Origin of the sequence: Paenibacillus radicis (ex Gao et al. 2016) (assembly GCF_014641555.1) — a bacterium.
Lineage (GTDB): Bacteria > Bacillota > Bacilli > Paenibacillales > Paenibacillaceae > Pristimantibacillus > Pristimantibacillus radicis.
In genome coordinates this window covers 307,263-321,959 of the sequence record NZ_BMHY01000004.1, presented here as the reverse complement: position 1 = coordinate 321,959, position 14,697 = coordinate 307,263, and the positions used below count along the sequence as shown (strand labels likewise).

Annotated in this window: 4 protein-coding genes; all 4 read right to left on the bottom strand. The window is 54.0% G+C overall.

The features are described 5' to 3' along the window. The 4 genes from IEX98_RS13075 to IEX98_RS13060 all read right to left on the bottom strand — a co-directional run bounded on the left by IEX98_RS13075 (window position 1) and on the right by IEX98_RS13060 (window position 14,693). A complete protein-coding gene (locus tag IEX98_RS13075; RefSeq protein ID WP_188889628.1) occupies window positions 1-804 on the bottom strand; it encodes a CPBP family intramembrane glutamic endopeptidase in 804 nt (267 codons plus the stop codon). After that, window positions 801-1,610 carry a CPBP family intramembrane glutamic endopeptidase gene (locus tag IEX98_RS13070; protein ID WP_188889627.1) on the bottom strand — a complete coding sequence of 270 codons (810 nt, stop codon included), beginning with the start codon at window positions 1,608-1,610 and terminating at the stop codon, window positions 801-803. Before IEX98_RS13070 ends, IEX98_RS13075 begins: the two co-directional genes overlap by 4 nt. Beyond that, window positions 1,607-2,461: a CPBP family intramembrane glutamic endopeptidase gene (locus IEX98_RS13065; protein ID WP_188889626.1), complete on the bottom strand. Its 855-nt coding sequence runs from the start codon at window positions 2,459-2,461 to the stop codon at window positions 1,607-1,609. The genes IEX98_RS13070 and IEX98_RS13065 overlap by 4 nt, the downstream gene beginning before the upstream one ends. Before the next feature lie 76 nt (window positions 2,462-2,537). Then, window positions 2,538-14,693 (bottom strand): non-ribosomal peptide synthetase, encoded by a 12,156-nt coding sequence (locus tag IEX98_RS13060; RefSeq protein WP_188889625.1) that lies wholly within the window; start codon window positions 14,691-14,693, stop codon window positions 2,538-2,540. Window positions 14,694-14,697 lie beyond the last annotated feature (4 nt).

Genomic DNA, 14,697 nt, shown 5'->3' with positions numbered 1-14,697 from the left:
CTAGCTAGTAATAGAATCACTGAAGACCTGTTGTTTTCCCGCCCGTTTGCCGCTTCCCCGCAGCAGCAGTAACACATGAGCCGCGATGCCAAGTCCGCTGATCAGCGTTATTGATCCGAGCGTACCGGATTGCCAATCGCCTGCCCATTGCTGGACGATATACAAGGTGCCTGTGCTGCACACATGGGCCGCAAGCGAGCCCCAAAGCGAACGGGAGCCGGCACGAACGGCACCGTAAATAATCGCGCCCAGTGCCGCAAATGCGCCAATCGTCACATTCATAAATACTGCACCGAACATTACCGCTTGGAGCAGAACTGTCAACGGAACCGAAAGACGCTGACGCAGCGTGTGAAACAGCATACCTCTAAACAGCCATTCCTCCAGCAAGGATCCCAGCAGCAAGCTGCCAAGAACAAAAATAATCAGGCTGCCGCCGGCTACAAAAGCGACCAGATCCGAAATGGCCGGAAAAGCAGCTTGTATCCATGGAAGACGGGTAAACGAGGCGATGAACAAGCCGAGCCAGACTCCTGTTCCTGCAGAAAGCAGCATCGATCCGCCACGCGCAGGAGAAAATCCCAAGTCCCTTAGCGAAATTTTTTGCCAGCGCAGCAGCGGAAGATAGAGCGCCAGCACGATAATATTGGATACAATCAACACAATGCCGGAATTGCTCCCGATCCAGTCCTTCAATCCGGGATCGCTGATCCAGTTGTAAAGCGCTTGATTAACAAGCATCACAATTGCTGCATAAATGACTAAATATAAGAGGCTATTTCCCGCTATTCGCAGTCCCTTCACGCCGACTTCACCGCCTCAGAAGGCGGCCGCGTGGAAATTGAAGAGCGATGCTTAACCGCAAGGAATATGCCCAATGTAATCATAGCGGCCGCCACAGCCATCACGATGGACATCACGCTGATGTCTGTCGTTTTCGGCCCGTAATGCCACAATAGATACTGACTGCCTTGACAAGCAATTTGCGCGGCAATTGGTGCCCAGATGGATTTAAACCAGACATACAGCAGCGCAAAAATAACAGCACCGAGAAAACCGTATAGCGATAGCGGAATGTCTCCGAAGAAAAACAACGCTCCGTACAACACGCCCTGAATCACAATAGCGATCCAAACCGGGAGTACGCGTTTGAATGTATTCATTAAAATGCCTCGGAACAACGTCTCCTTGTAAATATTTCCGAGAATCAGGAAAATCAGAAATACGTACCATTCCGCACGGTTCAGGTAATCAAACAATTCGCGGAACTTATACTGGTCCGATGCAATGGCGGGAAGCCGGGAGAAAGCGACTGTAAACAGGCCGGCGCCAAGTCCGATCCATAAAGCGATCGCCACCGATTTGCCGCTCATCACGCGAAACTTAGCTGCCTTAAACAAATTCTCTTTGAATAGGAACCTCCAAGCCAGCACCATGAGCGGTAAACCCACCAGATCATTTAAAATAATGACGGTTACAGTGTTCTGTTCAAACCAGGTGCTTCTGGGGTACACATAATCGAAAAATAATGTCGTCGCCGTGAAAAACCATGCAAAATACAGACCGATAACAACGGCTGCCCGAGCCAGCATCATTCCCCATGCCTTCATACAGTCAGACCCCCTTTTGTGCTGCCGTTAGCCTGTTCGCCGATGCCGCCATTTCCGGAGGTCCGCCAGACATAGACGGAGCCTCCTATCAATGCAATAAGACAGAGCGCTGTAATGATATACAGCCAAATATCGCCCAGCCTGCCAAACCATTCGTAGAATCCGATGTATTTAAATAGAAAAATTGTGCTCATGGCCGTATTCTGTACGAGAATCGGTGCCCACAGCGACCCGGTACGCAAATACAAGACCCCATAAATCAGACCCGAGCCGATGCTGATGACCGAAAGTGCTGCGCTTGGCTGGAAGTAGGCGTAAGCCCCTGCTTGCAGTACCAACGCTGCATATACCGGCATCACCCTGCGAAGCTCCCTAAAAATCAGGCCCCTGAACAATATTTCTTCAAATGCGGGACCAATCAAACCGGCGCCGAGAATGACGTACCAGATGGAATCTCCCCTGATCAGATCGTCGACCAGTGCAGGAATGGATGGAAATTGTTTCGCAATATCGTCAATGACGATCAGCCCGATGCTGAATAGGCTTCCGGCAAGACCAAGGGCAATCATCAGCAAGACGCGCGAGGCACTAAGCCGTCTGAAACCTGCTGCGCGGAACAGATTTTTATCCTCTTGGGGCCAGATCCAGCCTTTGATACGAAAAATAATCAAGTACACCAGTGTAATCAGCGTGAACAGAACGACCATAAACATGGCCGGGTTAACATCCAGAAACTTGGCGAAGTTCTGCGTCGCTTCGTAATTGTAAGTAGAACGGAGCAGATAGAGCAGCGCATAAAAGACCCCGAGATAGAGCGCAATATTCCCTATCATGATCAACACTTTTTTCACAGCAAAGCTCCTTTCTTCCTTCTGTCAGTTCTGTTAGATGTATTCTAGGGCAGGGCGCAGCTCGGTCTGGGACTTGCTACTCCCTTGAGGCTGCACTGTCTGCTGCAGCGCGATACTGCTCAACTACGCTCGACAGCAGCTCCAGATAAGCGGAAGCCCACTCCAGTACTGCATTCTTGCTGAGGCGCCGAGCGTTGTACGCCCATACCCCGCCAAGCTCTGCCCCTTCCACCCCGCTTAGTGAAGCAGCGCCATTCATATACAGTACAACATCGAATCGTTCCAGCAGGGTCTCCTGCTCTTGGAAGCCATGCCGGACTGCTCCAGCAAACAGCGGGAACAAGGTAAATCCGGCGTCGGATTGCGGCTGCTTTTTGATTTGCCTTGCGCTATAACATTCTCCGGCGCTCACTCGCTTGGCAGCATGGTGCAGCAGCGTATCAAAATTACGCACCTCCACAAAGTCGATTTCTTTCGGGGCAATCAGCCCGTTATCCGTCATTGCTGGCAGTACAAGCCGGCTGATGCCAGACTCGCCGCGCCAGAAGTACAGATATACGGCATAAGCCAAAGCTTCAACGGTCACCGAACGGGATGCTGCGAGTTCAGCAAGCTCTTGCGCAACCGTCCTATCCACTTTGAACTGAACGCTGCCGGTCCGCTCTGTGGTATAGCTGCTATTAATACAGTCGTCTGCTAACGGCAGGCCGCCCCAGCTCCAGCTTGCGAGCTCGCGATTTCTCGATTCCAGATAGTTCGCGAGTGATCGTATCGTCGGATAGGTGAACAAGTCTGTCACACCGAGGGTACCCGGGTACAGGTCCTCCAGCCGTTGATGCACTCTCACCAGAAGCAGTGAGTCTCCCCCCACATCGAAGAAACGATGATGAATGCCAAAGTCGTCCCGTTGCAGAATTTCGCGCCATACGGCAGTAATCGCCATCTCGATATCGCTTGCCGCTTCGACGACCAGTGTGCTGCTGTCTGAATCAGGCTTTGGCTCCGGCAGCGCCTTTCGGTCGATTTTACCGTTTATAGACAGGGGTATGACTGGCAGCTCGATCACAGTTGAAGGAACCATATAATCCGGCAAACGCCGCGCTGCAAAATCCCGAAGTTCCTGATGATCTACAGGTTCGGAGCCAACGATGTATGCGCATAAGGATTCGCTTCCGTTTGCATGGTTCCGCTTCATGACCACTGCTTCTGCTACCGCCGGATGATGAAGCAGCACTTGCTCGATTTCCCCGCATTCGATGCGCTGCCCTCTTATTTTCACCTGATGGTCGATTCGGCCCAAATATTCAATTGTTCCGTCAGGCAGCCATCTGGCAAGGTCTCCTGTCCGATACATCAGACTGCCCGCCGCATACGGGTTATCAACGAACTTTTCTGCTGTCAAATCAGGCTGTCCAATATAACCTCGTGCGAGGCCCGCGCCGGATATGCATAGTTCCCCGGCAATGCCGACAGGCTGGAGCTTCCCTCCTTCGCTCATGATATAAAGGGAGGTGTTGTCGATTGGCTTGCCAATCGGCACTTGAATGGGAATATCACCATCTGAGCAATCGTAATAGGTTACATCCACCGTCGCCTCAGTTGGTCCATACAAGTTCACAAGCCTGGTATCGCATGGACTTCCGATTCGCTCGCGGAACCGCTGCACCTGATCGGCAGTCAGCGCTTCGCCGCTGGCGAACACATGCCGCAGGCTCTCTAGTCTGGCTTCGCCGCGCAATAAGCCGGGATGCTCCAGAAACAAATGCAGCATGGAGGGTACAAAATGCATCGTCGTTACGCCATACCGAACTATCGTATCCATCATGAGTGCAGGGTTCTTCTCGCCTCCCGGAGGCAACAGAACCAGCTTGGCTCCCGCAAAGCTCCACCAGAACAGCTCCCAGACCGATACGTCGAAGGTAATCGGTGTTTTTTGTAAAATAACTCCGCTCGCGTCCAGTCCGTATTGCTTCTGCATCCAACCGATCCGGTTGACGACCGAATGATGCTCGATCATGACGCCTTTCGGCAGTCCAGTCGATCCTGATGTATACAGTACATAAGCAAGCGAGCGTGAATCATGCAGCTTCTCCACAGGGGAATCGTCCTGCTCCTGCGACAATGCTTCATGAACGTCTATACATGGTACAAGCGTCTCCAATCCTTCCGGGCCCTTACCCTTTGTCAGGACAAGCTTGGCTCCGGAATTGTCCAGCATGTAGCGGATTCGCTCCGTCGGTAAGCCCGGCGCAACAGGTACATAAGCTCCACCCGCCTTCAGCACACCAAAGATGGCAATCATCATCTTCAGACTGCGATCCATGACGACGGCTACGCGCTCTTCCCGTTTGACGCCTTGCTTTCTGATCGCCTGCGCCATCCGGTTCGACCTCTGGTTCAATTCCGCATACGTCAGTTCTCCATCCTCAGCCATAACCGCAACGGCCTGTGGTGTCTGTGCTGCTTGTCTTTCGAGATATATTTCTATCGTATCGCCGCTTGCATACGGCGCAGCTGTACGATTGAATTGTCGGCTCATCATTTCCGCCGTCTTGTCGTCAAGCAGTCCGATCTTTCCAAGCGGTATCTCGGGCTCAGCCAGTGCAAGACTGATAATACGGACATACCAATCAGCCATTCTGCGTATGCTGTCTTCATTAAACAGTGCTGTCGCATATTCGATCGTCAAGGCTGTGCCCTTGGCGCCCTGATCTGCAATCTCAAACGTCAAGTCCAGCTTCGAAACGCGATTATCCGGCACCTGCACTTCGAATTGCAAGGCGTCCGCTGCCGTCTGTCCGGACTCCATATGCTGCATGACAAACATCGTATCAAACAGCGGATTGCGGCTCAGATCACGCGGCACATCCAGCATCGTCACCATGTGTTCGAAGGGGAGCAAGCTATTGTCCAACGCCGCAAGCATCGTTTCTTTGATCTGTCCGGCAAAGTCTCTAAACGGCAGTTCGCCGGATGGCCCGCTGCGAATCGGAAGCGTATTGACTAACATCCCAACCAGAGACTCTGTTGCAGGATGGAAGCGGCCAGCAATCGGCGTACCTGCAATAAGATCGTCCTGCCCCGTTATCAGATGCAATAACGTATGGTAAGCAGCAAGCCAGATATGGAATGGCGTAACGCCCCATTGCTCTGCCGCACTGCCCATTGCCTGGATAAGGTCCGCCGAAATCGGCAGTGCAAGCTTAGCGCCTTCGAAGCTTTGTTCGGGCGGCCGCGAATAATCGGTCGGTAATTGCAGCACAGGAAGCGTACCGGCTAGCCGGGATGCCCAATATTGCTCCTGCTGCACTCTCGCCTCCGAAGCCATCCACTCCTGCTGCCACACGGCTGCATCCTTATACATGATTGGTAATGGCTGCAAGGCTCCGCCGCGATACAGCTGCTCGAAATCGCCCGCCATGACGTTCATGGATACACCGTCCGTGACGATATGATGAATGTCTAGCAGCAGCGTATGCCGGCTTTCGCCGTCCGTCGCAAGAAATGCCCGAACTAACGGAGCCTTTCTTAAATCGAACGGACGGACGACCGTACGCGCAAATGTATTCACATCTGCTGCATCCAGCAACACATGCTTGGAGAGTTCAAACGTAACGCGATCATGAACACGCTGTATTGGCTTGCCGTCTATCCATTCAAAGCTGGTGCGCAGCGGTTCATGGCGGTCAATCAGTCCTTGAATCGCCCCGCGAAGCCTGTCCTGATCCAGCTCTCCCCTGAGATTCAGAGCAAGCGGGAGATTGTAGGCTGTGCTGCCCGGGTAGAGCTGCTGCAGCACAAAGAGTCTGTTCTGCGCGAGAGACAATGGATAGAACGGCCGGTCTGCCGCTCGGGTAATAATCGCGGGCCGATCACGATTAGGCGGCGCGTTGTCGATGCGAACCGCCATTTCCCTAAGCAAGGGGGCGCCGAACACATCCTTCATCGCAAACGCCGTTCCATAACGCTGCTCGATCAAGCCCGCAAGCTGTGCGGCACGCAAGGAATGGCCGCCTAATTGGAAGAAATGAGCGTCTCTTCCGAGTGTCGCTTGAGTGTCCGGCTCGCTGGCGTTCAGACCGAGCACGATCCGCCAAAGCTCAGCCAGCTGCTGCTCTGTTGGCGTAGCCAGTGCCTCGCCGCCGCAAGCCAATGAAGCAGCGAATTGCGGCTGCGGCAGGCCGCTTCGGTCGACTTTGCCGCTCGGGCTAAGAGGAAACGCTTCCATCGCAATAAAATACGAAGGAACCATGTACTCCGGCAGCAGCCCTTGAAGCGCAGTCCGAAGGCTGCCTTCCTGCGGTATTTCACCGTCCGCTGTCACGAGATATGCGCATAGCGCAGGCTCTCCCGCAGAGTCTGTCACCGTCTTTACTACCGCATCGAGGACTTCGGCCTGCAAGAGAAGCGCGTGCTCGATCTCGCCGCATTCGATGCGGAGACCGCGCAGCTTGACCTGATGGTCGAAGCGGCCCAAATATTCAATATTACCGTCTGGCAGCCACCTTGCGCGATCGCCAGTCCGGTACAGCTTTTCCCCTGCGGTAAACGGATTTGGAACAAAGCTCTGCTCGGTTAACTCCGGCTTGTTGTGATATCCTCGCGCAAGACCGGCACCCGCAATGCACAGCTCTCCGGACACACCGATCGGCTGCGGTCTCATCCTCTCATCCACGATGTAGAGCCGGATGTTATGAATTGGCTTGCCAATTGGAATTGTACCTGCTTGAACGTCCGGACAATCATAATAGCTGACATCGACCGTTGCTTCCGTCGGACCGTACAGATTAATGAGTCGGCCCCCGCTACCGCCGCGATCCATCAGGCTGTAAAAGCCTGCAACATGACGGGGCTTGAGGGCTTCGCCGCTCGCAAAGACGTATCGCAGGGAAGAAAGCTCGCCGCCTCTTCCCCTGTCCGCAGCATAGGGCAAAAAGACGCCCAGCATTGACGGCACAAAGTGCATTACCGTTACCGCCTGCTCTTTAATGGTGCGCAGCAGGAGCGACGGCTCCTTCTCCCCGCCCGGCTCCAGCAAATAAAGCGAGGCGCCAGCAAAGCTCCACCAGAACAGCTCCCATACCGAAACATCGAACGTAACCGGTGTTTTTTGCAAAATAACGTCGTGCTCATTCAGCGGATACGCTGTCTGAATCCAGTTCAGCCTGTTGATTACCGCGCGGTGCTCCACCATAACGCCTTTGGGCTTGCCGGTGGAGCCTGACGTATAAATGACATACGCCAAATGCTCGGGGCCAGCTTCAAACGACAGGTCGACTTTCCCTGCGCCCATTGATAACTCCGATGCAGCAGCAAGGTCATCCAAATTAAGCGTTTCGCCCTGGAAGTACGGGAGCGTAGGAATCCACTTGGCTCCCGACAGAAGCAGCTTGGCTCCGCTATCCTCCAGAATGCTTCGGATCCGCTCTGGCGGATGCTCCGGATCGATTGGCAAATAGGCCCCGCCCGCTTTAAGCACTGCCATGATCGTAATCATCATAGACAATGAGCGTTGAGCAGCAATCGGCACAATCGTTTCGATGGCAACTCCCTTGCTCCTTAGCACGGCAGCCATGCGGTCGGCACGGTCATTCAGTTCCTCGTAGGTCAGCGTGCCTTCGGCTGACCGTACTGCCGTCCGGTTCGGCCACCGCCTTGCGGACTCGGCGAACCACCCATGAATCGTTTTATCCGACGGGTATGAATTCTCGGTCTCATTCCATGCTGCAAAAGCGTCTGCTTCGACAAGCGTTGTCATGACGACATCGCCACAGAGCAGGTCAGGACTGGCTGCCATTTGCTCCAAAATGTAAAGCAGCCGCGCTGCCAGCCGTTCCATTGTATCGCTTTGAAATAATCCCGTATTATACTCTAATTCTCCTCTTAGACCGCTTTCCCCATCGCTATACAGATCAAGCTTGAAGTCGAGCTTGGATATTCCGTGGCTGACGGGCAGAGGCTCCATGCTCCAGCCGTTCCCGTGTACCGCCAATTTCTCATCTTCGAACTGATTGTGAAGAATCAGCATCGTATCGAATAACGGGTTGCGCGTTGGATCATGGTGTTCCCCGGCTGCCTCCATCATGTGCTCAAAACTGACTTCGCCATGATTATAGGCAGCTAACAAACGCCCATGGGTCTCACCGACCAACGCCGTAACCGGCATTTCATCCGCTATCTGCATCCCTATCGGCAGGAATTGATTGAACATCCCGATCATTTGCTCCGTGTCAGGATGTACCCGGCCTGCTGCCAAAGAACCGATTACAAATTCCGACTGATGGGCTGTTCCCTTGAGCAACAGCGCATAAGCCGCAAAGAGCAGACTGTTCAAGCTCGCCTCGGCGTGTGCAGCTGTCTCTTTCAACCGCGCGGCGAGTGCTGCCGGAATGTGGAAGGTGTACGTATCACCAGCAAACGTCTGGCGGTCGCCGCGCGGCAGATCCAGCGGCATATCGAGCGGAGCGGGTAGTTTTGCAAGCTGCTCCCTCCAAAAGGCCTGACTTGCTTTATCACGCTCCGAGCCGGACTGCTGCTCCAGCCAATTGGCATAATCCTTGTAGTGAAGAGCTAGCGGCGCAAGCTCCGCTCCTTCGATAAAAGCAGCCAAATCCTCCAGCAGGAGCTTGACGGATATGCCGTCCGAAGCGATGTGGTGGATGTTGAACAGTAGATAGACCTCCGCTTCTTCTGAAGCAGCCCGGCAATAGCATGCAGCAAGCAGCGGTGCTGCGGCAAGCTCAAGCGGCTGGAAAAACTGTTTCATGCATTCCAGCAGCGGTGTCTCCGTCAGTTCCGCTCTTTGCAGGACAAAGGCGGCCGAATCGTGTGCGGTCTGGACTGGGATGCCGTCGATCCAATGATAGGAGGTCCGCAGCGGCTCATGCCGGTCGATCAGCTTCTGAAGTGCTGGCTCGATTCTGCTCTCATCCACCGCACCCGTTAGTTTAAGCACAAGCGGAATATGGTAAGTGAGTCCGATATTCGCCATGCTTTCTGCCAAAAACATGCGCCGCTGTTGCGGACTGAGCGGATAGGAGGCGGCTTTAGGCGCATTTCTAATAGGCTCGTATGCTTCCTTTGCAGCCTTGTCGATCCAGGCCGCCTGCTCTCTGACTGTCGGCAGCTTGAAAATTTCCTGAAGCGGCATGCGTACCCCGCAATGTTTGTAGATGGCCGAGGTCAATGACGCTGCCTTCAGCGAATGGCCTCCATGCTCAAAAAAGTGGTCCAGCGCGCCGACTTTTTCTGCATGAAGCACTTCTTGCCACAATTCTGCGACAATGCTCTCAGTTTCTGTAGCTGGTGCTTCATGCTGGACTGTCCGCTCTGGAGCAGGCAGACTTTTTTTATCTACCTTGCCGCTTCCATTCAGCGGCAGCTTCTCCAGCAGTACAAAGGCGGATGGAATCATAAATGCAGGCAGCTTGCCTGTTAATTGGCTCTGAATGCTTGCCTGCCCCTCGGCTTGCTCCGCAACGATATAGGCAGATAAATACGGGGCACCATCATTCTCGATCAGCGTTACAAAAGCTTCCTTGACGCCCGCACACTCCAGCAGCCTGCTCTCGATTTCGCCTAGTTCAATCCGGTAACCACGCAGCTTGACCTGACTATCGATACGGTCCAGAAACTCCAGATTTCCATCAGGCAAGCGGCGCACGAGGTCGCCGGTTCTGTACACCGTTTCACCTTCGCGGAACGGATGCGGGCGAAATTTCGAAGCCGTCTGCTCCGGTAAATTGACATAGCCTGATGCGATACCGTCGCCCGCAATCCACAGCTCGCCAGGTACCCTGTCCGGTTGCAATCGGCCTTGTTCATTCAGCACAAGCGTCTCTGAACGCGCGATAGGCGCCCCGATTGGCACCGTAGCCTGAACTTGTTCGTCCCATGCTTCCATGATCGGATAGCAGGTAGCGAACACGGTCGTTTCTGTAGGTCCGTACACATGCAGCAGCACACCCGGTCCAAGTGCGCGGAGTGCTTTGCGGATATGCGGTACGGAAGCGCGCTCTCCGCCAAATAAAATGTGGCGTACGCCGCGCAGCGCCTCTAGCCCATGTTCAACCAGCGTATTGAACAGCGCCGTGGTCACAAAGAATACGGTAATGCCTTTATCTTCAATCAGCTCACTCAGCGACAGAACATCTGCAACTTGTTCCTCGCCAACCAGCGTCAGCTTCGCACCGTTCAACAGTGCTCCGTACACATCGAAGGTTGAACCATCGAAGGCATAATTCGAGAGCTGCAGCAGCGCATCATTTTCGGAAATCCTCACATAATCGGTATGGACGGCAATCCGGGACACATTGCGATGAGAGGTCATAATCCCTTTCGGCTTGCCTGTCGAGCCGGATGTATACATGATATAAGCGAGAGCATCACCAGAGCTGTCGTTATCCAGATTATGGCCGGACTCATTGATCCATCTCGTATTGAGTTCATCCAAGTTGACGACATCGATACGGTCACCCGCAGCTCGGGCGACCGTCTCCATCGTCACATCCGCAGCTAAGATCACCCGTGCTTCTGTATCCTGCAGCATAAACCTAATCCGCTCTTCGGGATATTGCGGATCAATCGGCACATAGACAGCTCCAGCCTTCAGCACGGCCAGTATCCCCGCAATCATATCCGGCGACCGCCGCAGCAGCAGAGCTACCTTCGCCCTCGGTGTGACGCCGCGGCTCACAAGTATACGCGCCAAACGGTTGGCACGTTCATTGAGCTCGCTGTAGGTATACGCCACATTGCCCATTTCAACGGCAATTTGCTGCGGGGTCTCCAGAACTTGCCGCTCAAACAGCCTGTGCAGTGACAGATCTTGTGTAGGCGCGGCAGATGAACGGCTCAACTGGAATAGCAGTGTCCGCTCTTGGTCATCCACAGGATCAAGCTCGCCAAGTGCCGCATGCGGCTGAGCGGCGACTGCCTGAGCTAGCGCTATATAATGCCGGGCCCACTGTGCAGCGGCTCGCTTATCGTACAAATTCAGCGCATACTCCAGCGAAAAGGCGATCCCTGCCCCCGTATCCACGCACTCCCAAGTCAGGTCGAACTTGACCGCTCCGCTGTCTATGGCTTGGCGGGTATAAACGATATCCTTGCTCCGCCATTCGGGTAGCTCCATGTTTTGCAGCGTAAACACCGAATCGAACAACGGATTCCGCCCGTATTCCCGCTTCACATTCGCCAGCTCCGCTATTTCTTCATAAGACACATCACCATTGCCGATTGCCGTCAGCGCCTCCCCATGGACCTGCTTCAGCCAATGGTCGAAACGCGTGTCACTTTGCCCGCGCAGGCGAATCGGAACCATGTTGACGAACATTCCAACCACGTTTTGCAGCTCTGGCCGCATCCGTCTGGCGGCTGCCGTACCGACTACGATATCGGATTCACCCGTATATTTCGCAAGCAGCGTATAGTAAATGGAGAGCAGAACGGTATATAGCGTTACTCCCTGACGTCTTGCTAATGCCCGCAGAGATTCGGCTAGCTCTGGCTCCAGCTCGAAGACCTCAACTGCCCCGCGATAGCTCGGTGTCTGCAGCCTTGGGTAAGAGGACGGAAGCGCTATAGACGGCACACCATCTCCGAAGATTTCTTGCCAGTAAAGCTTCTGCTTCTCCAGCCAGCCGCCGCTGCGGCCTGCTTCCTCCCATAGCGCAATATCCCCGCTATGAATGGACGATGGCTCAGCTACGTTCCCTTCATAAAATCTCGTAAGATCGGACATCAAAATGCCCATCGACGTGCCGTCCGTAATGATATGATGCATATTCAGCAGCAGTATGCTTGTCTCGCTCTCCCTGCGAATAAGCTCCATACGCAGCAGCGGTGCTTGTTCCAATGAAAACGGCTGTAAGAAGCTTTGCTGATGCAGCATCAGCTCCTGTGCCGTCCAGCCGCTTCCGTCAACCTCGACAAGCGGCAGCTCGGCCGCCTCGTCGAATCGCTGCATCACATGGTCTTCTTCTCTATAAAAGGACGTCCGCAGCGCCGGATGCCGATCGATCAGGCTCCGCCATGCCGAACGGAATCCTTCAATATCAAGCGGCCCCTTCACTTGAACCACAAAAGGCAGATGGTAGTTGAGCAGCCCCGGATTCAGCTCTTCCAATAGGAAAAGCCGCTTCTGAGCCAGTGTCGCCGGATAAACCTTCTGCTCTTCTGCTTTGGTTATCGGCGGAGCAACAGCTAAAGCGACGCTTGTGCCCTCCTCCACCTTTTGCTCCAGCAAAGCGGCCAGCGAACGGACTTTATCATGCAAGAAAAGCTCGGTAAGGGAAAGCTCGACGCCAAACGCCTCTTGCAGCCTAGCGGCGGCATAAGCCGCCTTAAGTGAATTTCCTCCATGTTCCAGAAAACCGTCCTCACGGTTTATATAGTCCTTCTTCAACACCTCACGCCAAATGGACATGATCCGCTGCTCCGTTTCCGAAGCTGGCTCCAGTCCGATATCCGAGCGCAGTGCAGCGCCGTCTTCCATATCACAAAACTCCAATGCGGCTGCTGCTTCCAGTACAGTCAGATCGTTAAGCACCTCCGCAAACTCGCCTTGGCGCAGCGCTTCTGCCAATACATAGCGTTGAATTTTGCCGGAGGTCGTCTTTGGAATTCGCCGAACGGGCACAACATAAGCAACGTCCAAGCCGGCTGATCCGTTCAATAATCTTCTCACCTCGGACATCAGCGGTACGAACCCGCTGACCTTCCCGCGATGCTGAATAAAAACGGCAATCTCATCCCGTTTGGTCGTATCATCCTGAACGGCGGCAATCGCCGTTTTCCCTAGCTCCGCCCCCTTCAGGACGCTGATCAACGCTTCCAGATCATGGGGGTACACATTTTGCCCGTTGACAAATATAACGTCCTTCATGCGGCCGGTAACATATAAACGCCCATCCAGCAGGAAACCCAGATCCCCCGTGTTCAGCCAACCGTCCGGAGAAAACATCTGCTTGTTTACATCAGGCCGCTTATAATAACCGCTTGTAACATTGCTTCCCCTAATATGAATAAGGCCAATACTGCCTGCTGCCGCAGCGTTCCCCGCTTCGTCGCAAATGCTCACCTCGCACTCTTCTACCGGGAATCCCAGCTCGACGATCTCAATTGAGGTGTGATCCTCATTATCGGCAATACGCACAGGTTGTCCGACAGCCAGCGATTGGCGCTCAAGCTTAACCGTGTTCAGGTGATCATCCGTTCCTGGGAACGTTACAGCCAGACTCGCTTCTGCAAGCCCGTACACGGGGAACATGCAATTTCCCTTTAACCCGTAAGGCTCCATCGCCTTCAGAAACTCGCGGCAATGGGCGGATGATATAGGCTCGGCCCCGTTAAAGATCAGCCTAACGCAAGACAAATCCCAATCCGCTGCGCCTTCCGGCTTCCAGTGCTGCTGAAAATGCACATAACCGAAATTTGGAGAAGAGAGGCATGTCACCCGATGCTTATGGGTAAGCTCCAGCCACTTCATTGGGTGAAGCACAAACGTCGAGGTCGGCAAGTGCAACTGATTCATGCCGCCATACAGTGGCGACAGATGAAAGCCGATAAGCCCCATATCATGCGTCAGCGGAAGCCAGCTTAGCGAAGAATCCCGCTCTGTAGACTTTGCACCGTGGATAATAGCGGCCATGTTCGACAACAGGTTGCCATGCGTCAGCATAACTCCCTTTGGGTCTCCTGTTGAGCCCGATGTGAACTGGATGAATGCCGTATCCGTCTCGGCTGCGTCATAGAGATCAGCCTCGGGGCAGCCTTCATCCGCAGCCGCCGTAAGCACCTCTGCAATCGGAACGCTGCTAGACTCCAGCCGGGTCAGCGTCTCTGCTTCGCCGTGCTTCAAAGCATAGCTTTGAATGCCTGGCCAAATCTCTACATCACAGAGAAATCTCGGGTCTTCCAGTTGCTTGCATACCTGAATCAGCTTGTTGCGCCCTTCGTCTGTGCGTGCCGCCGTTACAGGTACAGGGACAATGCCGCCAAGTACGCAAGCCCAGAAGAGAGTGATGAACCGTTCGTTATTTTCCGTCTGCATGACGGCAAAGTCGCCTGGCTCAACCCCACGCTGGCGCAGCAGATGGAGCACCCTTCTGGACAATGCAAGTAACTGGCCGTAGGATAAGTAGCGCTCCTCACCGTTTTCGCAAAATAAAATGCCTGCATCGTTTTCTTTATGTGCCAGCAATACACCAGACAAATTACGGATGGTTTTCATAGCC

Coding starts and splice junctions, on each gene's coding strand:
- IEX98_RS13070 (WP_188889627.1), bottom strand. CDS start 1,610: ATGAAGGCATGGGGAATGATGCTGGCTCGGGCAGCCGTTGTTATCGGT.
- IEX98_RS13060 (WP_188889625.1), bottom strand. CDS start 14,693: ATGAAAACCATCCGTAATTTGTCTGGTGTATTGCTGGCACATAAAGAA.